22 protein-coding genes are annotated in these 25,713 nt (G+C 64.1%); 7 read left to right on the top strand and 15 right to left on the bottom strand.

What is annotated here, in order from left to right:
* Positions 1-74 precede the first annotated feature (74 nt).
* Together ABLE71_RS17970 and ABLE71_RS17975 are read right to left on the bottom strand one after the other, a co-directional pair.
* A complete protein-coding gene (locus ABLE71_RS17970; RefSeq protein WP_348784832.1) occupies positions 75-1,556 on the bottom strand; it encodes an ABC transporter substrate-binding protein in 1,482 nt (493 codons plus the stop codon).
* A gap of 143 nt (positions 1,557-1,699) precedes the next feature.
* Positions 1,700-2,974, bottom strand: coding sequence for an acetylornithine deacetylase/succinyl-diaminopimelate desuccinylase family protein (locus ABLE71_RS17975; protein WP_348784833.1), 1,275 nt, complete (start codon positions 2,972-2,974; stop codon positions 1,700-1,702).
* Between the two features lie 186 nt (positions 2,975-3,160).
* On the opposite strand from ABLE71_RS17975, the gene ABLE71_RS17980 reads away from it, so the two are divergent.
* Entirely contained in the window at positions 3,161-3,592 is a 432-nt protein-coding gene (locus ABLE71_RS17980; RefSeq protein WP_348784834.1) for a L,D-transpeptidase, read from the top strand.
* Between the two features lie 36 nt (positions 3,593-3,628).
* Here ABLE71_RS17980 and ABLE71_RS17985 read toward each other — a convergent pair whose 3' ends face one another.
* The 6 genes from ABLE71_RS17985 to ABLE71_RS18010 all read right to left on the bottom strand — a co-directional run bounded on the left by ABLE71_RS17985 (position 3,629) and on the right by ABLE71_RS18010 (position 9,298).
* On the bottom strand, positions 3,629-4,636 hold the full coding sequence (locus ABLE71_RS17985; protein ID WP_348784835.1) for a lipid A biosynthesis lauroyl acyltransferase: 1,008 nt from the start codon (positions 4,634-4,636) through the stop codon (positions 3,629-3,631).
* Between the two features lie 11 nt (positions 4,637-4,647).
* The gene (locus tag ABLE71_RS17990) at positions 4,648-5,676 is read right to left on the bottom strand and encodes a zinc-binding dehydrogenase (protein ID WP_348784836.1); all 1,029 of its coding nucleotides are present in this window, start codon (positions 5,674-5,676) and stop codon (positions 4,648-4,650) included.
* A 121-nt stretch (positions 5,677-5,797) separates the two neighbouring features.
* The gene (locus ABLE71_RS17995) at positions 5,798-7,069 is read right to left on the bottom strand and encodes a beta-ketoacyl-ACP synthase (protein ID WP_348784837.1); all 1,272 of its coding nucleotides are present in this window, start codon (positions 7,067-7,069) and stop codon (positions 5,798-5,800) included.
* Between the two features lie 13 nt (positions 7,070-7,082).
* Positions 7,083-8,279 carry a beta-ketoacyl-ACP synthase gene (locus ABLE71_RS18000; RefSeq protein WP_348784838.1) on the bottom strand — a complete coding sequence of 399 codons (1,197 nt, stop codon included), beginning with the start codon at positions 8,277-8,279 and terminating at the stop codon, positions 7,083-7,085.
* A 39-nt stretch (positions 8,280-8,318) separates the two neighbouring features.
* Entirely contained in the window at positions 8,319-8,600 is a 282-nt protein-coding gene (locus tag ABLE71_RS18005; protein WP_348784839.1) for an acyl carrier protein, read from the bottom strand.
* 149 nt (positions 8,601-8,749) lie between these two features.
* A complete protein-coding gene (locus tag ABLE71_RS18010; RefSeq protein WP_348784840.1) occupies positions 8,750-9,298 on the bottom strand; it encodes a histidine phosphatase family protein in 549 nt (182 codons plus the stop codon).
* A 150-nt stretch (positions 9,299-9,448) separates the two neighbouring features.
* Here ABLE71_RS18010 and ABLE71_RS18015 point away from each other — a divergent pair, with 150 nt between their 5' ends.
* The 3 genes from ABLE71_RS18015 (at position 9,449) to ABLE71_RS18025 (ending at position 13,136) form a co-directional block, all read left to right on the top strand.
* A complete protein-coding gene (locus ABLE71_RS18015) occupies positions 9,449-10,396 on the top strand; it encodes an AEC family transporter (protein WP_348784841.1) in 948 nt (315 codons plus the stop codon).
* Positions 10,397-10,590: 194 nt separating this feature from the next.
* The gene (locus ABLE71_RS18020; protein WP_348784842.1) at positions 10,591-12,048 is read left to right on the top strand and encodes an NAD-dependent succinate-semialdehyde dehydrogenase; all 1,458 of its coding nucleotides are present in this window, start codon (positions 10,591-10,593) and stop codon (positions 12,046-12,048) included.
* 68 nt (positions 12,049-12,116) lie between these two features.
* Positions 12,117-13,136, top strand: a complete 1,020-nt coding sequence (locus tag ABLE71_RS18025) for an aldose epimerase family protein (RefSeq protein ID WP_348784843.1) — start codon at positions 12,117-12,119, stop codon at positions 13,134-13,136.
* Positions 13,137-13,191: 55 nt separating this feature from the next.
* Here ABLE71_RS18025 and ABLE71_RS18030 read toward each other — a convergent pair whose 3' ends face one another.
* Positions 13,192-14,133 (bottom strand): sugar kinase, encoded by a 942-nt coding sequence (locus ABLE71_RS18030; RefSeq protein WP_348784844.1) that lies wholly within the window; start codon positions 14,131-14,133, stop codon positions 13,192-13,194.
* Between the two features lie 122 nt (positions 14,134-14,255).
* On the opposite strand from ABLE71_RS18030, the gene ABLE71_RS18035 reads away from it, so the two are divergent.
* Together ABLE71_RS18035 and ABLE71_RS18040 are read left to right on the top strand one after the other, a co-directional pair.
* Positions 14,256-14,696, top strand: coding sequence for a FixH family protein (locus ABLE71_RS18035; protein ID WP_348784845.1), 441 nt, complete (start codon positions 14,256-14,258; stop codon positions 14,694-14,696).
* 6 nt (positions 14,697-14,702) lie between these two features.
* Positions 14,703-15,908 (top strand): cytochrome c peroxidase, encoded by a 1,206-nt coding sequence (locus ABLE71_RS18040; RefSeq protein ID WP_348784846.1) that lies wholly within the window; start codon positions 14,703-14,705, stop codon positions 15,906-15,908.
* Between the two features lie 2 nt (positions 15,909-15,910).
* On the opposite strand, the gene ABLE71_RS18045 is transcribed toward ABLE71_RS18040, so the two are convergent.
* Together ABLE71_RS18045 and ABLE71_RS18050 are read right to left on the bottom strand one after the other, a co-directional pair.
* Entirely contained in the window at positions 15,911-16,588 is a 678-nt protein-coding gene (locus tag ABLE71_RS18045) for a hypothetical protein (RefSeq protein WP_348784847.1), read from the bottom strand.
* 91 nt (positions 16,589-16,679) lie between these two features.
* Positions 16,680-17,129, bottom strand: a complete 450-nt coding sequence (locus tag ABLE71_RS18050) for an Lrp/AsnC ligand binding domain-containing protein (RefSeq protein WP_348784848.1) — start codon at positions 17,127-17,129, stop codon at positions 16,680-16,682.
* A 142-nt stretch (positions 17,130-17,271) separates the two neighbouring features.
* On the opposite strand from ABLE71_RS18050, the gene putA reads away from it, so the two are divergent.
* Positions 17,272-20,898 (top strand): bifunctional proline dehydrogenase/L-glutamate gamma-semialdehyde dehydrogenase PutA, encoded by a 3,627-nt coding sequence (gene putA / locus ABLE71_RS18055; RefSeq protein WP_348784849.1) that lies wholly within the window; start codon positions 17,272-17,274, stop codon positions 20,896-20,898.
* A gap of 2 nt (positions 20,899-20,900) precedes the next feature.
* On the opposite strand, the gene ABLE71_RS18060 is transcribed toward putA, so the two are convergent.
* The 4 genes from ABLE71_RS18060 to ABLE71_RS18075 form a co-directional block, all read right to left on the bottom strand.
* Positions 20,901-21,215: an antibiotic biosynthesis monooxygenase gene (locus ABLE71_RS18060; protein WP_348785153.1), complete on the bottom strand. Its 315-nt coding sequence runs from the start codon at positions 21,213-21,215 to the stop codon at positions 20,901-20,903.
* Positions 21,216-21,386: 171 nt separating this feature from the next.
* Positions 21,387-22,913 (bottom strand): TonB family protein, encoded by a 1,527-nt coding sequence (locus ABLE71_RS18065; protein WP_348784850.1) that lies wholly within the window; start codon positions 22,911-22,913, stop codon positions 21,387-21,389.
* Between the two features lie 3 nt (positions 22,914-22,916).
* Positions 22,917-23,300 carry a hypothetical protein gene (locus ABLE71_RS18070; protein WP_348785154.1) on the bottom strand — a complete coding sequence of 128 codons (384 nt, stop codon included), beginning with the start codon at positions 23,298-23,300 and terminating at the stop codon, positions 22,917-22,919.
* 50 nt (positions 23,301-23,350) lie between these two features.
* Complete coding sequence (locus tag ABLE71_RS18075) at positions 23,351-25,495, bottom strand: TonB-dependent hemoglobin/transferrin/lactoferrin family receptor (protein WP_348784851.1); 2,145 nt, start codon at positions 25,493-25,495, stop codon at positions 23,351-23,353.
* Positions 25,496-25,713: the final 218 nt, after the last annotated feature.

Here is a 25,713-nt window from a genome sequence, read left to right on the forward strand (position 1 = left end):
GCACCGCGGTTAAAGATAACTGCTTGGAAGCCATCTTTAGCCGACCCTCCCTGCGAGGGGGAGGGTAAAGGCGCTCAATCCACCCACTTGACCCTGGTCAGGTCGTTCGCCTGGATCGGCGAGTTCTCCCACAGTCCATCGACCTTGGCGTCCCAGATACCGATCTTGGGCAGTTCGAACAGGAAACCCACCACGGCATCGTCGGCGAGGATTTTCTGCGCCTGGCCGTAGAGCTCCTTGCGCCTGGCGTCATCGGAAGTGAGGTTCAACTCCTCGATCACCTTGTCGAAGGCGGGGTTGTCGTATTGGAAGTAGTAGTCCTTGCGCGAATAGATATCGATGTCGTTGGGCTCGGTGTGCGACACGATCGAGAGATCGTAGTCCTTTTCGGTGAAGACCTGCTTCAGCCAGTCCGCCCACTCGACCGGGATGATCTCCGCGTCGATGCCGATGTCGCGCAGCTCCGAAGCGATGATCTGGCCGCCGTCGCGGGCGTAGGTGACCGGCGGCAGCTTGAGCGTCGTCTTGATGCCGTTCTCGAAGCCGGCTTCCTTGAGCAGTTCCTTCGCCTTCGCCGGGTCGTAGGGATAGGTGCCGGTAAGATCGACATAGGCATCGTTGGCCGGCGAGAAATGCGAGCCGATCGGCGTGCCCAGGCCGCCGGAGGCGCCGTCGATGATCGCCTTGCGGTCGATCGCATGCGCGATAGCCTGGCGAACCTTGAGATTGTCGAAGGGCGGCTTCTTGTTGTTGATCGACAGGATCGTCTCGCCCTCGGTCGAGCCGATGACGACCTTGAAGCGCGGGTCAGACTGGACCTGCGGCAGCGCGTCGCCGAGCTGGAAGTTGGGAAGCGCCTGCACGTCGCCGGAAAGCAGCGCCGGCACCGCCGCGGCGGCGTCGGGAATGATACGGAACTCGGCCTTGTCGAGCATCGCCGGATCGCCCCAGTAACCGTCCGCCTTGACGAGGGTGATCGACGAGCCCTTGGCCCAGTTGCCGAATTTGAACGGACCGGTGCCGACCGGCTTCTCCTTGTTGGTCTCGGCCGATTCCGGCGCCACGATCACCGCGTCGCCCCAACCCATGTTGTAGAGGAACGAGCCTTGCGGGTTTTTGAGCGTCACCTTGACGGTCGCCGGGTCGACAGCCTCGACAGTGTCGATCGCCGCAAACAGACCCTTCTGCGCATTGGTCGAATTGTCGGCGCGCGCCCGGTCGAGCGAAAACTTCACGTCGTCGGCGTCGAAGTCGGTTCCGTCGTGGAATTTGACGCCGGTGCGCAGCTTGAAGGTGTAGGTCTTGCCGTCGTCGGAAACCGTCCAGCTCTCGGCGAGCGCGGGCAGTACCTCGCCGCGCGAGCCGATGCGGGTCAGACCTTCGAACACATTGGCATAGAGCACCTCGTCTATCGCAGCCGCCGCGCCCGCGGTCGGGTCGAGGTGCGGCGGCTCGAGCGGCATGCCGAGCACGAGGTCGGTTCGCGCGGCGGTGGCCGCCGTGGTTGAGGCGAGCGCCACGATGGCTGCTGCGACGACTGATTTCCAAGGGTTCATGGCCGCTCTCCGTTTCACGACGCCGCGCGAATACAAGCGCGAATTCAAGGATCAGTAAATCGGCTTTGTTGCGAATGCGAGCGGTGAACCGAAATGTTTTTCCATACAATCGGTTAGATCGATTTGCCGGTCCGGTCAGGCCGCTATCTGCTGTTGCCGCGAAGCAGCCGGTCCACGCCGATCGCCATCACCTTGGCGGATTCCACCATGTCGTCAATGCCGACCCATTCGTCGGGCCGATGGGCAAGGTCCAGTATGCCCGGGCCGTATGCGATGCAGTCATGCAGATGACCGATGCGCGCGACATGTTTCTGGTCGTACGTGCCAGGCGAGATGACGTATTCCGGTTCGCGTCCGAACACCTCGCGTATGCCCTCGGCGACTGCGGCGGCGACCGGCGCATCGCGCTCGGTCATCAGGGGCAGAACCTCCATGATGTCGCGGATGGTGTAGTCGAATTTCTTCCGGCTGCCCCTCAGCCGGTCAAGCACGGTGACGACCTCGTCCTTTACCTCGGCCAGCGTTTCTTCCAGCAGGAAGCGCCGGTCGATCACCATCCGGCAAGAGTCCGGCACGTTGGGCGAGGGCAGGCCGGAATAGTCGTCGGTCTGGCCGCCATGAATGGCGTTGATGTTCATCGTCGAGCGGCGCGCGCCTTCGGGTACGACGGGCATCCGGGTCCGCTTCTGATCGAGAGCCGGGAATAGGTCGTCCTCGAACGCCCTGATCACCGCGCCCATGTGACGGACCGCGCAATCGCCGAGAAACGGCATCGAACCGTGCGCCATCTCGCCCTTGGTCTCGATCTCGGCCCACCAGACGCCGCGATGGCCGAGGCAGATCCGGTCCTTGTTCAGCGGTTCGGGAATGATGACGTGATCGACCTTGGGCTTGGAGAAGTAACCTTTCCTGGCCAGATAGGCGACGCCACCAAAGCCGCCCGACTCCTCGTCGACCGTTCCCGAAATCTCGATGGCGCCGGGAAAGTCGGGATTGACGTCCATGAAGGACTCGACCGCGATGATCGAAGCGGCGAGCCCGCCCTTCATGTCGCAAGCCCCCCGGCCATAGACCCTGCCATCCTTGATCACGCCGGCGAAGGGGTCGACGGTCCAGCCGTCGCCGGCCTCCACCACATCGATATGCGAGTTGAAATGAACGGTGGAGCCGCGGGTCCTGCCGTCGAAGCGCGCGACGACGTTCAGGCGCGGGTAGCGGTCGGTGTCTCCAGGAGTTCCCTCGGCACGGATGAACTCTATGCCGAAGTTGCGCTTTTTCAGCCGCTCGGCAATGTATTCGGCGCATGGCCGGTAGGCGTCGCCGGGCGGATTGACGGTCGGAAAGCGGATCAGGTCGGCCGTAAGCTCTGCAAGCTCGTCGGCCCGGCTCTCGATCATCCTGGAAAGACGCTCGTCCATGCTGCGAATTGAGCAGTCTCGCGGGCCTGTTGGCAAGGCTGGCCTCGCAGCAGCGCAACGGTCACGCGAAATTGTTCAAATTTGCCCGACCGGATTGGAGAAAACCTCACGGATTCGGCGTAGTACTGTGAAAGTTCGGTCCATACGGTCAAATACCTTCAGAACCGGGCAAGAGGGGTCAGTCAGATGAAAAATTCGCTTCTCGTGGCAATTGCGTTTGCCTCGATGCTGTTCGGCGCGACGGCGCAGGGCTGGAGCGCGAGCCTCGTTGCCCGCGTCGACATTTCCAGCCAGACAATGACCGTAGCCAAGAATGGTCGCGTCATTCACAGATGGCGCGTATCGACCGCCCGTCCGGGCTACTGGACGCCGCGTGGGACGTGGAGCCCGAAGCGGCTGCACCGCATGTGGTATTCGCGCAAATACGACATGTCGCCGATGCCTTATTCGGTATTTTTCCTTGGCGGCTACGCGATCCACGGCACCAACTACGTGAAGAGCCTCGGTCGCCCGGCCTCGCATGGCTGCATCCGCCTGCAGACGGGCAACGCTGCGCAGTTCTATTCGCTGGTGCAGCAGGTCGGCCGCGGCAACACGCGGATCACGGTCGTCAACTGACGTTGCAGGTTGTGGCTTTGCCGCAACCGCCCGATGTCAGCCTGCCTTGCGTGCGGCTTTTTTGTTGCGGGACCCGGGTTTGGCCTGCCAGCGCCTGCTGCGCCTTCTGCGGCTTAGCGTCCAGCGCTTGTGAAACCACATCCATTGGCCGGGATTCTCGCGCACCCAGCCTTCGACGACGTGGTTGAGAAGTTGCGTCGAAGCCCCGATGTCGATGTCGCCGTCTGCGTCACGCACGAGTTCGACCGCTTCCTGGATTTCCAGCCTGTAGCGGTTGCCGGGCAGGCGGATGCAGCGCGCCGGAAAAACCTCGCAGTCGAAGCGGCGTGCGAGCATCGGCACGACCGGATTGGTTTCGCAGGGCCGGTTGAAGAAAGTCGTAAGCAGGCCGCCGATGAATTTCTGATCGACGAGCGCGCCAACGTTGCCGCCCTTCTCGAGGATGGCCGCCAGCGCGAAGGCTGCGCCGGCCCGCGTCTCCATCAGCTCTCCCATTGTCGAGCGGCGTGTTGATAGGATGAATTCGGCGATGTAGGGATTGTTCGGCGGGCGAAACAATGCCGTCACCTTCAGGCCGTGCACGGCCGCGGCGATCGGCAAAAGCTCGAAATTGCCGAGATGGGCGGTGAACAGGATGTGCGGCTTCTTCTCGGCCGCGAGCCGGACGAACAGTTCTTCCCCGACGATCTCGATGCGCCCGGCGGTCCGGTTCTCCGGGTCGAAGTCGAAGAGTTGGTCGAGGAAGACATACTCACCCGCGAGACGGGCCATGTTGTCCCACATCTCGAGCGCAATCGCCTCGATTTCCTGCTCCGACTTTTCCGGATAGGCCATGCGGAGATTTGCCAGGGCCGTGCGGTGGCGGCCAAAGCGGGGGCCGACCTTCACTGCCATCCGGGCCGCGAAATCCAGTGCCTTGTCGGGGGGCAGCTTCCTGAGCAGCCAGAGCGCGCCCATGGCGAAGCGGGCGACAAGCCAGTGGTTGAGCCGCCTTAAGGACCGCATGGCCCGATAGCGGAAGGTGACGAATTTGCCCCGCTGCAACTGGGGGGTCCTCAGCCGACGCGCAGGATGATCTTGCCGAACACGTCGCGGCTTTCCAGGCGCGCCAACGCGTCCCCGATGCCTGCGAAGTCGACCTCCGTATCGATCACGGGCGTGACAAGCCCCGCCGCCATTTTCTGCATGGCGTTCGCCATGTTCTCCATGCGGCAGCCGAACGAACCGAAGATCTTCAGCTGCTGCTGGAAAAGCTGCATCAGGTTCATCGATGTCGAGACGCCCGAGGTGGAGCCGCATGTGACCAGCCGTCCGCCGCGCTTCAGCGAAAGCATGGATCCGGCCCAGGTGTCGGCGCCGACATGCTCGAACACGACGTCGACGCCCTTCTTCTTGGTCAGCTTGCGCACGACGCCCTCGAAGCGGTCCTCGCGGTAGTTGATCACGTGGTCCGCGCCGAGTGCGGCCGCCTTCGCCATCTTGTCCGCCGATCCAACCGTTGTGATGACGGTGCAGCCCATCTTCCTGGCGAGCTGGATCGCCGCGGTGCCGATGCCGGAGCCGCCGGCGTGGACGAGGATGGTTTCGCCGGGTTCGAGCTTCGCATTGTCGAAAAGCATGTGCTCGACGGTGCCGAACGTTACGGGCGTGACGGCCGCGCCGATCGCATCGACCCCGGGCGGGGCCGGGACCAGAAGCCGGGCCGGCAGATTGATCTTCTCCTGGGCGAAGCCGTCGAGATGGAAGCCGTGCACGCCCGACACGTGTTCGCAGAGATTGTCGCGCCCTTCGCGGCAATTTCGGCAGAGCCCGCAGGTGCGCGCGCCATAGATCGCGACGAGTTGGCCCGGCACGAGATTGGAGACGCCTGGACCGACGGCCTCGACCTCGCCGGAGGCCTCGGCCCCTATGGTCAGCGGCAGCTTGCGCTTGGCGAAGGCCATGCCGCGCCAGCCCCAGACGTCGATGTGGTTGAGCGCCACCGCCTTGATCCGGAGCGTGACCTCGCCGAGGCCCGGCGCGGGCGGTGGGGCGACCTCGACCGTTTCGAGCTTGCGATCCTCGATCAACTGCAATGCGCGCATATTGCGGGCGGCTTCCCTCTATTCTTCTTTGAGCATGATCTTTTCCGAAAACCGGTTCCCGCTTTTCGCTTACGCGGTCCTTCGGTTCGGGATCATGCTCCTGGCGAACGTTGAGGTTCGCTTAGACGGGTTCCCGCGCCAAGACAAGGCAGGCGTTCTGGCCGCCGAAGCCGAAGGAATTGGACAGGACGCTCGAAACGTCGGCCGAACGTTTCTTGTTCGGCACCACGTCGAGGTCGATCGCCGGGTCGGGATTGTCGTAGTTGATGGTCGGCGGGATGACGCCCTCACGCATGGTCATAAGCGAGAACGCAGCCTCGACCGCGCCGGCCGCCGACAGCGTGTGGCCGATCATCGACTTGTTCGACGAGACGGGTATCTTGCGGATACGTTCGCCGAAGACCGTCGACAGCGACAGATGCTCCATCTTGTCGTTCTCGGGCGTGGACGTGCCGTGCGCATTGACGTAGCTGATTTCGTCCTCGGACAGGCCGGCATCGGAAAGTGCGGCCCGCACCGCCGCAATCGCCGGCGACCCATCCGGCTTCGAGCGCGTGCGGTGGAAGTCGTCGGCCCTTTCGCCGCAGCCGCGCAGTATGCCGAGCACCTCCGCCCCGCGCGCGACGGCGCTTTCGAGCGATTCGAGCACGAGCGCGGCGGCGCCTTCGGCGATGACGAAGCCGTCGCGGTCTCGGGAGAACGGTTTCGAGGCCTTCTCCGGAACATCGTTCTGGGTCGACAGCGCCGACAGCAGCGAGAAGCGGATCAGCGCCTCGGCGGTGACCGAACCGTCCGCGCCGATCGAAAGCGCCCGGTCGCATTCGCCGCGCCGGATCGCCTCGACGCCGAGCTGGATCGCGGTGGCGCCAGAGGCGCAGGCTGTGGAAAGCGTGATCGGCAGACCGCGCGTGCCCAAGGTATCCGCCAGTCGGTCGGCGATCGAGCCGAATTGCGCGGTCTCGAAGACATCCAGCGCGTCCAGCCCGCGGGCGATTTCGAGCACGCGATCGGCCGCCGTGCCGTCCTTGCCGGCGGCGTAGAGGCTGAAACGGTCGGTCCAGTCGAGCTCGACAGGAGGCGACGCGAGGAAGAGCGGTCCGTTGAAATCGTCGGAGGAGAGCCCGGATTCGCCGATCGCCTCGCGCGCGGCGGTTTCCGCGAGCTCGTAGGTCAGCGGGCTCGACCCCTTGGAACTCGACTCCAGGAAATCGACGGTGCCGCATATGCGCGTGTTGAGATGGTCGGTCGGAAAGCGGGTGATCGGGTGGATGCCGGATCGGCCCGATGTAAGCGCCGCCCAGTTGTCCTGCTTGCCGACCCCGAGCGAGGTGATGACACCAATGCCGGTGACGGCTACGAGAGGTCTGCCGAGGTGATCCGTCGTCTTCGCCATATTGCTTGTCCCGTCAGGCCCGGTCGGCGCTGCCGACTTGCGCCATGCCTTCAAACTGGTGATAGCCGACCGTCGTTGCAAGCACGGTTGTCGTATCGCCGTCGAACGGCTTCTCCGATTCCGCATCGAAAACAGGATAGCCGGCGCGGTTGTGAACGGCGAGCGCGGCCAGCGCCACGGCGAACGGGAATTGCGCTTCCTTCAAATGGCCAACGACGTTGGAAAAACCGCGCAAGGCGACATTGGGCATCGCCTCGAAGGCCTTTATCTCCGCAGATGTCGCGGCATGCGCTCCCGAAACGCCGGATATGGCAAGTATCGGCCGGCCGGCCGGCATGCCTGCCTTGACCGCGAGGGCCGCAATTCCCGCCGCAAGATCATCTTTCCGACGTCGCGCACGGCTGGAGACCACCTGGCCAAGCTGCGCATAAGCCTTGCGGCCGCGTTTTTCAGCATGTTCGCGCGATTCGAGCACCAGGAATGCCCCGCCCGAGCCGGTGACGACACCGCCGCCTTCGGAACCCTGGCGCCGCCAAACCGGCTTCCAAGGGCCGCGGTGCAGATATCCCGCCAATTCGTAGCCAAGCAGCATGTCATGATGTTCTGTCTGGAAGGCGCCGCCGACCAGCATATGCGACGACTGGCCGGAACGGATGCGCGCGGCCGCGGTCTCCACTGCCGCGACGCCAGCGCCTTCCTCGCCCATGAAGGTGCGCGACGAGCCGGTGACCTTGTGGACGATGGAGATGTTGCCGGCGAGCAGGTTGGAAAGCTGCGCCAGGAAAAGGGTGGGGCGCAGATCGGTCGTCAGTTTTTCGTTGAGCAGGACGTCGCGGTCGTTGCGTGTCGTCGACGCTTCCAGGATCGCCGAGTCGACCGCCTCGTCCCTTTCGCCGCCGCCGGCCGCGACCACCATGTCCATGGTGGCGCAAAGCGTCTCGTCCTTGATGGCGGCGTCGTCGAGCGCGAGTCCGGCTGCATAGGTACCGAGCCGCTGCCATGTCTCCATCTGCCGCTGGTCGCCGCGCTTTGGAATCTGCAGCCCCCAGTCGATGGCGGGCAGGGGATGAATTACGTATGGCGCGAAACGCACATCGTCCGTCACCGGTTGTGGCTTGTCAGCCGTCAGCTTCCGCCAATGCGCGTCGACGCCTTCGCCGAGCGCTGAAACCAGCCCGATGCCGGTGATGAGAACGTCGTTGGGGTTCATAGCGCGCCGTTTCCGGTCAAACGGCCGTGGCTCTGGCCATCAGGCAGCCTTTGCGGCGACCAGCCCGTCGATCTTGGCGCAGAGGTTCTTCATCAGGAAGTACTCGTCGGTCGAAGCCTTGCCGTCGTTGACTTCCTGAGTCCACTTCTCAAGCGGCACCTTGATGCCGAATTCCTTGTCGATCGCGAAAACGATGTCGAGGAAATCCAGGCTGTCGATGCCGAGATCGTCGATGGTGTGGCTTTCGGGGGTGATGGTGCTGATGTCGATCTCGCTCGTGTCGGCGATGATCTTGGCGACTTTCTCGAAAGTGGTCGGCACGGTTTTTCCTTCAAATTCCCAGCAGCCCGGGAAAAGTGCCCAGGCGCGGTTCGTCGACCGGCTGTCTAATCGCTTTTTCTTGCTATGAAAAGAGCCGCTTGCCGCCCTTGACACGCTGCAGCGCCTTTCGGCGACGCGAAAGCCTGTCTTCAGTTGAAGATTATGCGCCCCAGCACTTGCAGACCCTCGTCTCCCGGGCCGACGATCACGGCCTCGCCCTCGCGAGCCGCCTGGCCGGTGAGCGCCTCGATGGTCTCAAGATGGGTGACGAGGACGAGATTGCCGGAGCCGGAATAGTCCCGGACTTCCTTGAGGATCGCCTCGATCTGTTCCTTGCGGGCTGGCTCTTCCGCGGCAGGCGGGTCGAGCGGCGGGAAATCCTCGGCGTCGCCGAAGGCCAGCCGGGCGGTGTCCTTCGTCCGGCAGTAGCCGCTGGTCAGCACGCGCTCGGTCGGCGCGGCGCGGGCTGCGAACAGCGCGCCGATCTTGCGCGCCTGTTGTTTTCCTCGGTCCGAGAGGTTGCGCTGCGTAGAGCATTTCTCGATGTCGAAACTCGCGGGATCGGCGGCTCCGGGCGCCATCGCGTGGCGCAAGAGGACGACATGCTCGCCCTCGCGCAGCAGCGCCCAGCCAGCCTCCGTCGCCATTGCCTGAGCGGCACAGGCAAGCATCAGCGCGGCGACGACCAAACGCAGCATTCGGCGATTTCCTCCCATGGGCGACGACGGATATAGGGATGTGAAAGAGGGAATAAAGGCAAGCGTAGCCCCGAGACCCGCTGTTAGAGGTGTGCGGCCGCCTCCACCCAGCGGTTGCGCCGGGCGGCGCAGTCGCCTATTCGGCAGGGCGTGTCGCCGGTCGTCGAAACCATCCTTTTCGTCTTCGGACTTGTCGCGCTCGGCTATCTCGCCGGGCTGACCGGCTATCTCAAGGTCGAAGTCGGGGATGCGCTCACGGAATTCGCCGTCGGCGTTGCACTGCCCCTGCTTCTCTTCCGCACCATGATCGCCGCGGATTTCCAAGGCTCCGCCCCATGGTCGCTGTGGGCGGCCTATTTTTCGGCCGCTGCGGTTGCCTGGACGGCGGGCCACCTAGTCACCACCCGCATCTTCGGCCGGGATTCGCAGGCCGGCGTCGTTGGCGGCGTTGCGACGGCTTTCTCCAACCTGCTCCTTCTCGGCCTGCCCTTCATGCAGGGGGTTTTCGGGCGGCAGGGCATCGAGATCCTGTCCCTGATCATCGCCGTGCACCTGCCGGTGATGATCATCGCCTCGATTATGTTGTTCGGCATTTTCGGGCGCGGCGGGGGCAGCATCGATCCGCTGCAGGTGATGCGAAGCTTCCTTCGCCGGATCGTGAAAAATCCACTGGTCGTCGGCATTCTGATCGGTCTGGCGTGGCGCATGACGGGTCTGGAACTGCCGACGCTCGCGGCTAGGCTTGTCGACGCGCTTGCCGGCATTGCCGGTTCGCTGGCGCTGTTCGCCATGGGGCTCGGCCTCAGAAAGTTCGGCATCTCCGGCAATGTCATGCCTGCGCTCGTGCTTTCGGCGCTGAAGCTTTTCCTGATGCCTGCCGTGGCGCTCGGCGCAGCGCTTCTGCTTGGGCTGCCGCCGGTCGCCGCCAAGGTCGCTGTCGCCGCCGCGGCGCTTCCTTCCGGGGTTAACTCATACCTCATCGCGACGCAGTTCGGCACCGGCCAGGCGCTTGCTTCCAACCAGATGACCATCACCACGGCTTTGGCCGTGGCGACCACGGCATTCTGGCTGACGGTTGCGCAGGCCGTGTTCGGTTAGAGCGGCACGCTCTGGACGCAGGGCATTGCTGGACCAAGGCCCGCCAGTCGATAAGCATTGATCGCCGGACGCCGGCTGGAGTAGAGCAACTGTCGAGGCCGGAGCGGCAATCGCCGTCCCGGCAACGGCGGTCGACCCCTCGGCCTGCAACAATCTCGAAGCCGGCGCCGCGACGCCGCAGAGGAGGCAAGACGATGCTCCAGAAAACCAGCCATTTCATGCGCCAGGCGAACCTGATCGGCGGCGAATGGGTACAGGCCGACAGCGGCGCGACGATCGACGTGACCAACCCCGCGACGGGCTTGAAGATCGGCACTGTGCCGAAGTCAGGCAAGGCCGAGACCCGCCGCGCCATCGAAGCGGCCGAAGCGGCGTTCCAGTCCTGGAAGAAGACCTCGGCGCTCGATCGCCACAAGCTTTTGCGCAAGCTGCACGACGCGATCATGGACAATCAGCAGCCGCTAGCCGAACTCCTGACCACCGAACAGGGCAAGTCGCTGTTCGAGGCCAAGGGTGAGATCGCCATCTCGGCCGCCTATGTGCTCTGGTTCGCGGAGGAGGGCCGCCGCACCTATGGCGACGTGGTGCCGTCGCCCTGGGCCGACCGCCGCATCATCACCACCAAGCAGCCGGTTGGCGTCATCGCCGCGATCACGCCCTGGAATTTTCCGTCCTCCATGCTTGCCCGCAAGCTTGGGCCGGCGCTTGCCGCGGGCTGCACGACGGTGGTGAAGCCCGCCTCGCAGACGCCCTATTCGGCGCTCGCCTGGGGCGTGCTCGCCGAGGAGGCCGGCTTCCCGAAAGGCGTCGTCAACGTCGTCACAGGCTCGGCCGGCGAGATCGGCGACGAGATCTGCGCCAACCCGCTGGTGAGGAAGCTGACCTTCACCGGCTCGACCGGGGTCGGCAAGATCCTCATTCAGAAATGCGCCTCGACGGTCAAGAAAGTGTCGATGGAACTCGGCGGCAACGCGCCTTTCCTGGTCTTTGACGATGCCGACATCGACCGCGCGGTCGAAGGCGCGGTCGTCGCCAAGTACCGCAACTCGGGCCAGACCTGCGTGTGCACAAACCGCTTCTTCGTGCAGGCCGGCGTCTACGAGGAATTCGTGCAGAAGCTTGCCGCCGCGAGCGCCAAGCTGAAGGTCGGCTCGGGCCTGGAGGAGGGCACGCAGCAGGGGCCGCTGATCGACGAGAAGGCGGTGGAGAAGGTCGAAGAATTCGTCAACGATGCCAGGGCCAAGGGCGCCCGTATCGTCGCCGGCGGCAAGCGCCACGCGCTCGGCGGGTCGTTCTACGAGCCGACGGTCATCGCCGACGCCAAGCCGACGATGAAATTCATGAGGGAAGAAATCTTCGGGCCGGTCGCGCCGGTGTTCAAGTTCGACACCGAGGAAGAGGCGATCAGGCTTGCCAACGACACCGAGTTCGGTCTCGCCTCCTATTTCTACACCGGCAATCTCGGCCGCGCCTTCCGTGTCATGGAAGGCTTGAAATATGGCATGGTCGGCGTAAACGAAGGGCTGATCACGACCGTCGAGGCGCCGTTTGGCGGCGTCAAGGAATCCGGGCTCGGCCGCGAGGGCGGGCACCAGGGCATCGAGGACTATCTCGATACGAAATATGTCTGCATCGGAGGGCTTGGCCTCTGATTTTCCCTTGCGGGCCGGGTGAAAACCCGGCCTTTTTGTTTCGCAGTTTTGTTGAGGGGGGAGCCCGCATGGCCGACGGCGAAATCTTCGGAAAGACCGGCGAGGGGGAGGCCGTCCACCGGTTTTCCATCACGGGCGGCGGGCTGACCGCAAACATCATGAACTGGGGCGCGGTGCTGCAGGACCTCAGGCTCGCCGGCCACGACGCGCCGCTCGTGCTCGGCTTCGATCGCTTCGAGGACTATCCTCTTCATTCGCCCTATATGGGCGCGATCGCCGGCCGCTACGCCAACCGCATCGCCGGCGGGCGTTTCACGATCGCCGGGCAGCAATTTCAGGCGGACAAGAATTTTCTCGGCAAGCACACCCTGCACGGGGGATCAAGAAGCTACGGCAAGCAGGTCTGGGAGGTGCTGCTCCACGGCGACGATTTTGTCACCTTTGCGCTGCACGACCCGGCGGGCGCAATGGGCTTCCCGGGCGCGCTCGACGTCGTGTGCACCTACCGGATGAAGATACCCGGCACGCTGTCGGTCGAGCTTTCGGCGACCTGCGACGAGCCGACGCTCTGCAACCTCGCGCACCACTCCTATTTCAATCTGGACGATGGCGGCAGCGGGGATATCCTGGATCATCGCCTGATGCTGCCTGCCGAGGCATATCTGCCGGTCGACGAGGAACTGATCCCCACCGGCGTCGTCCAGCCGGTCGGCGGAACCGCCTTCGATTTTCGCCGGGCGCGGACGATCCGTCTGGAGCAGGAAGGCGAGCAAGTCCTCTACGATCACAATTTCTGCCTCGCGGCCGCGCGCGGCCCGCTGAGGCAGGCGGCCTGGGCGCAGGGCGAATCTTCAGGCGTTGAGATGGAGGTCTGGTCGACGGAGCCGGGCGTCCAGTTCTACGCCGGCGCCAAGGTCGAGCGAACCGTGCCGGGCCATGGCGGGCGGATGTACAAGGCCTATGCCGGATTTGCGCTGGAGCCGCAGATCTGGCCCGATTCGCCCAACCGGCCCTATTTCCCGCAGGCCGTGCTGTGGCCGGGCGAGGTCTACCGGCAGGTCACGGAATATCGGTTCCGGATGGCGTAGAGCAATTCCAGGAAAAGTGGGAACCGGTTTTCCGTCCGGAATTGCGACAAAAAGACTACCCTGCGAAAGCCGCGCGCAGCGTCTCGAACGGCGCCAGCGCGCCGCGCACCTGGACCACAGCCGCCGCGACGGCGTGCGCCCGGCGCGTTGCTTCGAGCGGCGGCAGTCCCGCCAGCCGTGCCGCAAGGTAGCTGCCGTTGAAGGAATCGCCGGCGCCCGTCGTGTCGACGGGCACTTCGACATGCACGGCCGCCACGGTTTCGACTTTGCCTTCGCAGCAGAGGGTTGCCGGAAGCTCCCCGTTCTTGACCGCGACCTCTTTGACGCCGGCGGCAGCCAGCCGTTGCGCGGTCGCTTCCGGGGTGGCGTCGCCGTGGAGGCTCTGCTCGTCCGGAAAGGTCGGCAGCGCCATGTCCGTCAGCGACAGAGCTTCGGCGGTCGCCTCCCTGGCCTCGTCGACGGAACGCCACAGCCGCGGCCGGTAGTTGGCGTCGAAGGCGACAAGGCTGCCGGCCGTGCGGGCGGCGTCCACGGCTGCGAAGAGCACCTTGCGGGCCGCCGGCTCCAGAATTGCCAAGGTGATGCCGGAAAAATAGACGAGTGCCTGGTTTTCCAGGCTTTTCGCCAGCTTCGCGGGATCGGATGCGAGCTGCCGCGCGGCCGAATCATTGCGCCAGTAGGTGAACGACCGCTCGGCCCCGGTCAGCGTGATGGCATAAAGCCCTGGGCGCGCCCCGGGAATGACAGGGCTGTCGCCGATGCCGATGCCATTGGCTTTGAAGAAGGCGATCTGATCCCGGGAAAAAGGGTCGTCGCCGAACGCCGAAATATAGTTCGTCGTGCGCTCGGGGTCGACCAGCGCCCGCAGCGCCCAGAGCGTATTCAGCGTGTCGCCGGCAAAACCCAGACGCCAGTCCTCGCCGCCCCCGCTATGATTTCCACGGCCGGACAGTTCCAGCATGCACTCGCCGATCGAGACGATTCCTGTTCTCGCCATGCCTTCCTCCGCGCTTCCGTGACGCTATAGCTTTTCGTATTGGGCGAGGCCATGCTTTGCACGATCTGTTCCGGGATGATCGGCTGCATCCGAAACGTTGCCGCAATGACGGAGAGAATGAATTGAAATCAACCTGGCTTTACGTGCTTGCCGTCGTCGTGCTTCTGGCGGTCGTCATCGGCGCTTACCTGGCGATGCCGTCGGCCGCGCCGACGAAGTCGGAGATCGACGAATCACGCTCCCGGACGACGGCCAACGGGCTTTATGTCGCCGCCATCGAACCGGAATCGCCGGGGATGAAGCAAGGCGAGCTGCATTCCTGGATACTCACGGTGAAGACGCCTGACGGCAAGCCGGTGGATGATGCGAAGATTACGGTCGGAGGCGGTATGCCCGACCACAACCATGGCCTGCCGACCAGCCCCGAGGTGACGCAATATTTGGGCGAGGGCCGCTACCGTATCGACGGGGTAAAATTTTCGATGAGCGGCTGGTGGGAACTGCGCTTCGACATTTCGTCGGCTGCCGGTTCCGACACCGTGACGTTCAACCTGGTGATGTGACGAGCCATGGAGAGCCGCCGTTCAGCTTGGTTCTGCGCGGTCGCCTCGCTGCTCCTCCTCGCGTCCTGCAGCGGAGAGAGCTTCAGCGATGCGGAGAAAGCGACGATCGCTTCGATGTCGCTGGCGTCGCTGCTGCCTTTGCCTGCCGATCCAACCAACAAATATGCCGACGATCCGGCTGCAGCTGCCCTCGGCGCAACGCTGTTCTTCGACCAGCGCATGAGCAGCGACGGCGTCGTCTCCTGCGGCACCTGCCATCTCATTGATCGGCAGTTCCAGGACGACCTGCCGCGCGGCAAAGGCGTAGGCACGACCAACCGTCGCACCATGCCGCTCGCCGGCGCGGCCTGGGGTCCTTGGTTCTTTTGGGACGGACGTCGCGACAGCCTGTGGGCGCAGGCCCTGGCGCCGCTGGAGGACCAGCGCGAGCATGCCGGGACGCGCGCTTTCTATGCGCACTTCGTGGCCGACGAGTTCAACGAGCGATACCAGCGCATCTTCGGGCCGCTGCCTGATCTATCGTCGGTGCCGAAGCAGGCCGGTCCCTTCGGCAAACCCGCCGAGCAAACGGCATGGAACGCGATGAGTCCGGACCGGCAGGACGCGGTGAACCGCGTCTTCTCCAACCTCGGCAAGGCGATCGCAGCCTTTGAACGCTCGATCGTGCCGGAAGAGACGCGCTTCGATCGCTTCGCCAGGGCTCTGGCGGCGGGGAAACCGGCGGAGGGCGACGTGGCTTTTTCGGGCGAGGAGATCGCCGGGTTGAAGCTCTTCATCGGCAAGGCGAACTGCTCGACCTGCCACACTGGCCCGCGCCTGACCGACGATTCATTCCACAATACCGGGGTGCCGGTCGTGCCCGGCCTGCCGGAGGATCTCGGGCGCGAGACGGGCGTCAAGCAAGTCGACGCCGATCCTTTCAACTGTCTGGGAAAATTCAGCGACGCCGGACCGGAAGCCTGTGGCGAGTTGCGCTTCATGGTCAAGGAGGGCGCCGCTCTCACACGCGCCTACAAGCCGCCGTCGCTGCGGGGTGCTGCGACGCGTCCGCCCTATATGCATGCAGGGCAGTTCGCGACGCTGGAGGAGGTTGTAGACCATTACTCCCGCGCGCCCGCGGCGCCCTCAGGAGCGACGGAGCTGCATCCGCTGACCCTTTCCGAGCGCGAACGCCAGCAACTTATCGCCTTTCTGAAGACGCTGGCGGAGTGACGCTACGTCTCGACCACAGGCAATTCCATGGGCCGCCATGGCCGCCGATGGACACTTTCGATGTGTTCCAGTGCCTCATAGATGAAGCTGTCCTCGAATCCCGCGTCATCTAGCGTCGCGTGAATGCCATTTCCGGCTTTGATCAACACAGCGATCTTGAAAGCCCGCGACTGCCTGTTCCTGCGGTCGACCGCAGCAAGTTTCTCCGCCAGAGCGTGTGCCGTCTCGACCGGTCCAAAAAGATGCGAAGCCAGCCGCAGCACCGCAGCGCTCGGGCTCTTCAGAACCCAGTTGATCGCCCAGCTACGGACGTGGCAATCGGTGTCGCCGAGAGAAGTTGCCAGTGCCTCCAAGATCGCCTCATCGATCAACCGGCTGTTCATGAAAAACTCGACAGAGACTTTACGTCGCCAACCATCGGGGCTTCTGCTCAAGGCGAGTGCTGTGTCCCGCAGTTCGTGTATGCGTTCACGTACCTCCGGCTTCCGACAACTGAGTTCTTCAAGAATGTAGACACCGGCACTGCTGACGCCCGGTGTCGACGAATTGACGAGTTCAGTGATCGACTGAAGCGGAAAGCCATTGTTGAGCGCTTCGATCAATAGCCAAATTGTGTCGGAGTCGGTGTCGCCGGAGCGGACCGTTTCGAACGCCTCTTGGGCGGTCACTTCGATTTTCATGGGAAAAGCTGGCCAGCGGCCAGGCTAGTTGCTGCTTATTTCTATTGGATATACGTAAGCTTGCGATTTGTCGACCGACAAGAGCCTGCAGCTACCGATCCTTCACCGTTTCCATGGCCACGAAGGTCGATGTCTGCGCGACATGAGGCAGGGCGGAGATGCGCTCGCCGAGCACGCGCCGGTAGGAGGCGATGTCGGTGGTGCGGACCTTGAGCAGATAGTCGAAGCTCGCCGCCATCATGTGGCATTGCTCGATCTCGGCCACACCCTGGACCGAGCGGTTGAAGGCGTCGAGGGCTAGGGAGCGCGTGTCCGACAGTTTGACCTGCACGAACGCGACGTGGCCCTCTCCCATGCGCTCGCGGTCGATGACGGCAGAATAGCCCCGAATGTAGCCGTCCTTCTCCAGCCGCCTGACCCGCGCCTGGACGGGCGTCTTGGACAGGCCGACCTTGGCGGCAAGTTCGGCCATCGAAAGCCTGCCCTGTCGCGCCAAAGCGGCAAGGATGTTTCGATCTAGGCGGTCCAATTGGTCTGTCATTGGTTATATCACTAGGCAAAATGATTGATCTATGAGCATCTATTTAGATCGATAGGGTAGTTTTGTCGACATCTTCGGACCGCGCGAAAATCGGGGTCCGTGCTAGATTCCGCGCGAACCACAACCCGATCCGGATCGCTTCATGCCGACGCTCGCCACCCTCCGAAACGAAATCCGTGCGAACTATTTGCCCGACGAGGATGCGGCGCTGAAACGCTTGAGCGCGGCAGCGAAGCTCGGCGACGCGGAATGTCAGGCGATCTCCAACCATGCCGCCCAGCTCGTGCGCGCGGTGCGCGGCTCGTCGGACCCGCGGCTGATGGAAGTGTTTCTCTCCGCCTACGGCCTCTCGACCAAGGAGGGCGTCGCGCTGATGTGCCTGGCCGAGGCGCTGCTGCGGGTGCCCGACACCGAGACGATGGACGAGCTGATCCGCGACAAGATCGCGCCGCAGGACTGGTCGGCGCATTCAGGCGGTTCCGCGTCGATCTTCGTCAACGCCTCGACCTGGGCGCTGATGCTGACCGGCCGCGTGCTCGACGAGGGCGAGGGCGGCATAGAGCGCACGCTGCGCGCGATGGTGCGAAGGCTGGGCGAACCTGTCATCCGCACCGCCGTCGCTGCAGCGATGCGCGAGATGGGCGAGCAGTTCGTGCTCGGCCGCACCATCGCTGAAGCCGTAAAGCGCGGCAAGTCGATGACGGCCAAGGGCTATCTCTATTCCTACGACATGCTGGGCGAAGCGGCGCGCACCGAAGCTGATGCGCAGCGCTATTTCAAGGCCTACGAGAACGCGATCACCGCACTCGCGAAACACTCGACTGGCGAGGACATCCGCTTCAATCCCGGCATCTCGGTGAAGCTGTCGGCGTTGCATCCGCGTTACGAGCAGGCGGAGAAGGATGCCATGCTGCCGGTGATGGCAGAGCGGCTGCTGGCGCTGGCTATTGCCGCCCGTGACGCGCGCATGGGACTCAACATCGACGCCGAGGAGGCCGACCGGCTGGACCTGTCGCTCGACGTCATCGAGCGCGTGCTGGCCGAGCCGCAGCTTGCCGGGTGGAACGGTTTCGGCGTCGTCGTCCAGGCCTATGGCCCGCGTTGCGCCTTCGTCATCGACTGGCTGCATGCGCTGGCGCAGAAGCTCGACCGCAAGATCATGGTGCGTCTGGTCAAGGGCGCCTATTGGGACACCGAGATCAAGCGCGCGCAGACGCTGGGGCTCTCGGGTTATCCGGTGTTCACCCGCAAGGTGAACACGGATGTTTCCTACATTGCCTGCGCGCGAAAACTGCTGTCGATGACCGACCGCATCTATCCGCAGTTTGCCACGCACAACGCCCATACCGTCGCGGCCGTGCTCGCCATGGCGCCGGATCGCAATGCCTTCGAGTTCCAGCGCCTGCACGGCATGGGGGAACAGCTGCACGAGGCCGTGCGCAAGGCGGAGGGCACGCGTTGTCGCATCTATGCGCCGGTCGGAGCGCATTCGGATCTTCTCGCCTATCTGGTGCGCCGCTTGTTGGAAAATGGCGCCAACTCGTCCTTCGTCCACCAGCTGACCGACGACGACGTGCCCCCGGAGACGATCGCCCGCGATCCCTTCGAGACGGTGTCAGGGCAGGGGCCGGCCGCCAACCCGGCGATTGCAAAGCCCAGTGCGATCTTTGGAGCGAATCGCAAGAACTCCAAGGGCTACGACATCACCGATCCGGTGACGCTGGCCGACCTGGAAAAGGCGAAGTCCGCCTTTGCCGGCAAGGAACGCTGGCGGGCGGCGCCGATGACGCGTGCGGCGGGACGGGGGCCGAAACGCCCGATCCAGAATCCCGCCAAGGTGACGGACGTCGCGGGCAGCGTGACCGAGGCGAGCGCCAAGCAGGTTTCGGCCGCGGTGCGCATCGCAGTCGAGGCTCAGCCTGCCTGGGCGAAACGTCCGGTGGCCGAGCGCGCCGCGATCCTCGAGCGCGCGGCAGACCTCTACGAGGCGAATGCCGTCGAGTTCTTTGCGCTGGCGACCCGCGAGGCCGGCAAGACGCTTGCCGACGGCATTGCCGAGGTCCGCGAAGCGGTCGACTTCCTGCGCTACTACGCGACCGAAGCGGTAAACGTGGAGGCTGGAACCGAAGCGCGCGGCGCGATCGTCTGCATCTCGCCGTGGAATTTTCCGCTGGCGATCTTCACCGGACAGATCGCGGCGGCGCTTGTCACCGGCAATTCCGTGATTGCCAAACCCGCCGAGCAGACGCCGCTTATCGCGGCGCGTGCGGTGGCGCTACTGCGCGAGGCCGGTGTCCCGGAAGACGTGATCCAGCTTCTGCCGGGCGACGGCCCCTCGGTCGGCGCGCCGCTGACGGCTGACTCGGGCATCGCCGGCGTCTGCTTCACCGGCTCGACAGACGTCGCCAAGGCGATCGAGCGCCAGCTTGCCAAGACCGCATCGCCCGACGCCATGCTGATTGCCGAGACGGGCGGCCTCAACGCAATGATCGTGGATTCCACCGCGCTGCCCGAACAGGCGGTGCGCGACATTCTTGCATCTGCCTTCCAGAGCGCCGGCCAGCGCTGCTCTGCGCTGCGCATTCTTTATGTCCAGAAGGACGTTGAGAAGAAGGTGCTTGAGATGCTCAAGGGGGCGCTCGAGGCACTGGTTGTCGGCGATCCCTGGTCGATCTCGACCGACGTCGGTCCGGTAATCGACGAAGAGGCGCAGCAGTCGATCGGTGATTATTGTGCCGCGATGGAAACGAAGGGCCGGCTGATCGCGAAGCTGGAAGCGCCGGCCGGCGGGCGGTTCGTCGCGCCGCATATTTTTCGCGTATCCGGCATCGAGGAGATGGAGCGCGAGATCTTCGGGCCGGTGCTGCATGTCGCGAGTTTCGAAGCCGAGAACATCGACCGCGTCATCGGCGCGATCAACCGCAAGGGCTACGGACTGACCTTCGGCCTGCACACACGCATCGAGGCGCGCGTGCAGCACATCGTCGACGGCATCCATGCCGGTAACATCTACGTCAACCGCAACCAGATCGGCGCGGTCGTGGGCTCGCAGCCTTTCGGCGGCGAGGGGCTGTCAGGCACCGGGCCGAAGGCCGGCGGGCCGCACTATCTCAGGCGGTTCCGCAAGTCGGCTTCGCCAGCATCGGGCGAGCAGGCGGCTGCCTCGTCGGCGGCCAAGGTGAGCGCCGCCGTGTTGAAGAACAGCCCGCCCGATCCGGCGCTGGGCGGCTGGTCGACGCGTGCGGACCGCATCGCCGTGCTGCGCAAGCATCTGCGCGGCAAGGGCGCTGCCGCGATCACGGCCGCCGCCAGCATCGACTTCGGGCCCGTCGACCTGCCCGGCCCGACCGGCGAGGCGGATACGCTGACGCTCGCGCCGCGCGGCCGGGTGCTCTGCCTCGGACCTGATGCAGAGACGCTTCTGGCACAGGCGATCCAGGCTCTGGCCGCGGGCAACGCGGTGCTGGTGGTCGCTCCCGGCGCGCCGGCAGCTCTTCACCTGCTCACGGGCAAGGGCCTGCCTGTCGCCGCGATTGACGGAACGCTGGACACGACCGATGTCGTGACGCTCGACATCGATGTCGTCGCGTTCTCAGGACGGACCGAGGATGCTCGGACCATCCGTCAGGCGCTGGCGCAAAAGACGGGCCCGATCGTGCCGCTGGTCACGGAGATATTGTATCCAGCCGCCTATGCGCATGAACGCTCGGTCTGCGTCGACACGACCGCGGCCGGCGGCAATGCCAGCCTGCTCGCCGGAGCTGGATGAGGTCACGCTCCCTCGACGACCGAAAAGCCTTCGAACTGCGGATGGCCGAGGTAATGCACGTCGTTCGAGCCCGCGTTGCGATGTGCGGCGCGGAAATTCTCCGACTTCGTCCAGGCGGTGAAGTCGTCCTTGCTCGCCCAGATCGTATGCGAGGCAAAGAGCGTGTAGCCTTCGGCTTCGTTCTCCGGCCCGCGCAGCAGGTGGAACTGCTTGAAGCCATGCATCTCGTGAAGCCTTGAGTCGCGGCCCTTCCAGATATTTTCGAAGGCCTCCTCCGAGCCCTTTTTCACCTTGAAGCGGTTCATTGCGATGAACATCGTATTCCTTTCAGTTGTTGCGTCGAAAGCCGGCCCTTCCGGCTCTGTCCGATAGGCGGCCTCATATGCGGCCCGTGTGCCGTTCCTGCCGAAGGGTAGCATGCCGCCTGCGGCTTCAGCCACGTCCCGCCGGCAGTCCATTGAACGAGAACAATCGCGGGTCTCCGGTGCTCACCGCATGAATGCGAGGGGGATCGAAAATTCCCATGACGAGCGACCTGCATTCGCGGGGATGGGCGGGAACGGAGACGCGTTGCGAATGGCCTGAAGTGCGGCCTGGTCGATCGAAGCCACGCCGGAGCTTCGTGTCACCCGCGCCGAGCGGACGCCGCCGTTCGAGCCGACCGCGAAGGCGACCACCACTTCTCCGCGTCCTTTCGCGCGAACCGATCGCGCAACCCGCGCCAGCTTGGAACGCACCTTGCCAGGATAGTTGGACACGGCGGCATTGCCGACCTGGCCGTTCTTCGAGCCGCCGCGGCTCGCCTGCCTGCTGTCGCCCTTTTCCTGGCCGTCCGCCTGCCCGCGCTGGGCATTGGCCTGGTTCTGGCCGCGATTGCCGGATTTCTTCGGCTTGGCATCGGCCTTGTTGGCGACCTTCTTGCCTTCTTCGGACTTCTGCTTCGCGGTCTTCTTCTCGGCGGCGGGCTTCTTCGCGGCTTCCCTGGCAGGCTTCGCCGGTTCGGCTTTGTTTGTAATCGCCCCAGGCCTGACTTCCGCTTCAACTGCCGGATCGGTGTGCTCGGTCGCCTCGACGGGCTTCGTCTGCGACGGTTCGGCCTGCGCAACCTCTGCCGTCTCCACCACCTCCGCGCTTTCCACGGGATCGGCCTCGGTGGGTTGCGATGCTTGCACCTGGTCGGACGCAATGGTCTCGGCAGCCGCGACCGGCTCTGCTGCCTGAGTTTCGGCCGGTTTCTGGACAAAATTGTCGTCGTCGACCAACTCGGCCCGGTCGGTCGCCAGCACTTGCGGCGCGGTCTCGGTGACGGCTGGGGCGGGCTTGCTTTCCGAAGTCTCAGGTTCCGTGCGTTGGGTAGGGTGAGCGGTTTGCCGTTCGGCCGTCACTGCCTCGGCAAGCTCGGCTGGCTGGACAGGCTCGGCCGCCGCCTCCGTCACCGGCTCGGCGGGCGGTTCCTCGACCGGCCTCAGCGTTTCCGGTTCCGCGGTGACGGCCTTGGTGACGTCGCTCGCCTCTACCGCATCATCGACGGAAACCGGCTCGGCATCCACCGTGTCGACCGGCACGGCGTCAAGCATGGTGACCATGGTGACGTCGACCGTATCCTCGATCTCCGAGGTTTCGCCGGCTTTCGCCTGATCTTCAGGGCTGCCGAGAAGGGCGATGCCGGAAAAATCGGCGCCTTCCATCAGCACCGCCTCGTCGGTGGCCTGGATGAAGAAGATCGCGATGGCCGCGTGAAAGACGCAGGACGCCAGTAGCGCCAGCTTCCATTTGCGCCCCAGGTCCATCGATTTCGTGGGATTCGGGCCGAGTGGTTCCGCCGGCCTGAGCGTGATCAGGCTGTTGTGGTTCGCAGCGAAGTAGCGCTCGGGGGCCTCGCGGATGCCGTTCTGAAGGGCGCCGCGCGGGATGGCGAGATCGGGATCGTCCGGCTCGAAGTCGGCCGCCGCCATGCCGGCCAACGGCCATAGCGGCCGGGCGGATGCGAAGGCTGGTTCGAGCCCGACCGCCATCGCCTACACGCCGAAGGCGATGGCCGACTTCGTTTCCGGCTTCAGCTGGCTGAGGCAGGCTTTCGGGTCGATGCCCGCGCCTGTGCATTCGGTCGCGTGGTTGACGAGTACACGGCGGATCTTGGTGCAATCGGCGCCGGCAAGATCGAAGCGGGCCACCTTCGTCTTGCCCGCGGGCAACTCGTTGAAGTCGAGCACCGTCAGCCGGTCGACGACGCCGGCGTCGTTGAACAACGCGATCTCGAAGGCTGCCTTGGCCAGCTCCGCGCCGAGATTGTTGGTGACCACGAAGGTCAGTCGGCAGCCCTTGTCCGACGGCTGCGCCCCGTTGAGCTCGAGCACGAGGGCAGGGGGCTCCTGTGCTGAAACGGGAGAGGCCGCGGCGATGAACGCCGCGGCCGTTATATAGAAGAGCTGCACCGGATGCATCGGTCTGATCAGCCCCCGAAGCGCATGCTCGCCGCTACCTTCAGCGAGATGCCCGGTTCGTAGATGATGTCGGTCGTCGAAGCGTTGAGGGGGTTGGTGTAGTTTTCGTCGAGAAGATTATCCACGCGGGCGTTGAACTTCAGGTCGTCCGTCGCCTGGTAGGAGGCGAAGAGGTTGACCAGCGTATAATCCTCGGCGATCGGATTGCCGGCGGGGGCGCCGTTGAACTGCACCTCGCCGCCGACCACCAGCCGGTCCTCCAAGAAGCGGAAGCCCAGCTGACCTGTTACCTGGGACGAGGGGATAGTCAGCAGATCTTCCCGAACGCCCTCGTATGAGATCGTGTATCCGTCGGTGATTGAGATCGAGAGGCCGGCGAAACCCCATGCGGCGTCGTAGACGCTTTCCAGCTCGAAGCCGCGGATCTTGGCGTTCGCGAAGTTCTGGTACTGGTAGCAGATCGGGATGACGCCGGGTCCTGGCGTGTAGGTGCACCCGTCGAAGGGGTCGCTGAACGCCGAGATTTGTGCCCCACCGATATAGTCGTCGATGTCGTTGTCGAAATAGGCTGCCTTCAGGCGCAGGCGGTCGTCGGCCTGTATGAGGCCGTCCTGGCCGTAGTTGAGGCCGAATTCGATCGTGTGCGACGTTTCCGGCTTGAGGTCAGGATTGGGCAGGAACGGAAAGACCACGCCGTTGGGATGCAGTCCGCTGATCAGCGTTTCCGACAGCGACGGCGAACGATAGCCTTCCGCATAGGTGCCATAGACCTGAAGCCCGGAAAGGCCGATCTGCTCGAAAGGCGATACGCCGACCGTGATGCGGGGGGAAACCCGGTCGCCTTCGGTCTCGCCGACATCGCTGTCCAGCTTGTAGCTGTCGTAGCGGAGCGCGCCGACCACCTCGAGCCATTCCCAGACCAGCTTTTCCTGGATGTAGGCGCCCGAGACGCGCCGCTTGCCCGACGGCGTGTAGATGTCGTCGCCGCCTTCCGGGCTGGCCGTCTCGACGTCGTCCTGGACCCAATCACCGCCATAGGTCAGTTCGTGTGCGAACTGGCCGGTGTCGAAGCGGGAGGTATTCCAGATGTCGACACTCGGAGTCTCGACGTCGTAGGTGGTTTTCGAGCCCGCCGGAATGACGATCGGCAGTCCTGTGACCGAACTGTAGCGGCCGACGTCGGTCAGATAGGTCTGGTCCAGATCGGTCTTGTTGTAGGCGCCATTGATGTGGAGATCGAGCCAGCTTTCGTTCTCGTCCTTGATGTTGTAGCGGCCGGTGAACGTATTCTGCTGGGTATCCATCCGCGATGTGTCGCCGCCTTCGGTCCAGCTGTCGTCGGCGCCGATCCACCCCAGCTTCAGCTCGCTGTTGTCGGTCGGACGGATCGTCGACTTCAGAATTCCGCTCAGGACATCGAAGCTGCTCCCCGGGACATCATCGCCATTGCCGTCGGTATAATCGTCGAAGTCCCGCCAGACGATGTTGCCGAGCACGTCGAATGAGTCGTTGAAGCGGTAGGCGCCGGTGCCGCTGGTCGTCCAGCCGTTCCCGTTCGTGTCGTAGCGTCCGGTGATGGAAGCCGCCCAGGTTTCGCTGTCGCGCAGAAAGTCCTCGGCGTCTTTCGTCTCGAACATGACCACGCCGCCGATGGCTCCCGAACCATAGGTGTTGGCAACAGGGCCGCGAATGACGTCGACTTGATCGATCAGTTCCGGGTCGAGCCAGAACATGGACTGCGTGCCGTGACCGGTGCGCTGGAAGTCCTGCCTGGCGCCATCGACGATGACGGCAACCCGGCCGAAATCCTGAAGGCCGCGTATGTTGACGCTCGAAGCCGTGCGGTTGGCGTCCGATTGCATGGCGACGCCCGGCACTCCGAAAAGAACGTCCTGCGGCGTCGTGGCCATGCGCCGTTCGAGCTGCTCCTGGTCGACATGGCTGACGGAGGCCATCTGGTCTATGGCGCTTTCGCCGGTGCGGCTGACGATGGTGATCTTGTCGAGTGGCGTGGCCCCGGTTGCCGCGGTTGCCGGCTGCGTCGCCTGCTCCTGACCGGTTTCAGCAACCGCTTCGCCGTTTACAAGGATTGGTTGGCCCGTCTGCTGAGCCTCCTGTGCCCAACCCGCCTGCGTACCTACCAAAACCGTCATTGCGGCTCCGCCCAGCAGAACCGCCATGTCTCGCCCAACCAGCCCCATGTCCCAACTCCAATGCCTGAATTTCGATGCTGGCTGGCATGGAGCTCGCTCGCATTTTCATAGTCCACCGGATCGCTTTAAATGTTGACTCATTTACTCCGGTATTGCACTGACTAATAAACATGACTATTCGAGTCAAGAAAACAAATCGCATTTCAAACCCGCCGCGC

The sequence above is a fragment of the Mesorhizobium sp. KR9-304 genome (genome assembly GCF_040049215.1).
GTDB lineage: Bacteria > Pseudomonadota > Alphaproteobacteria > Rhizobiales > Rhizobiaceae > Mesorhizobium_K.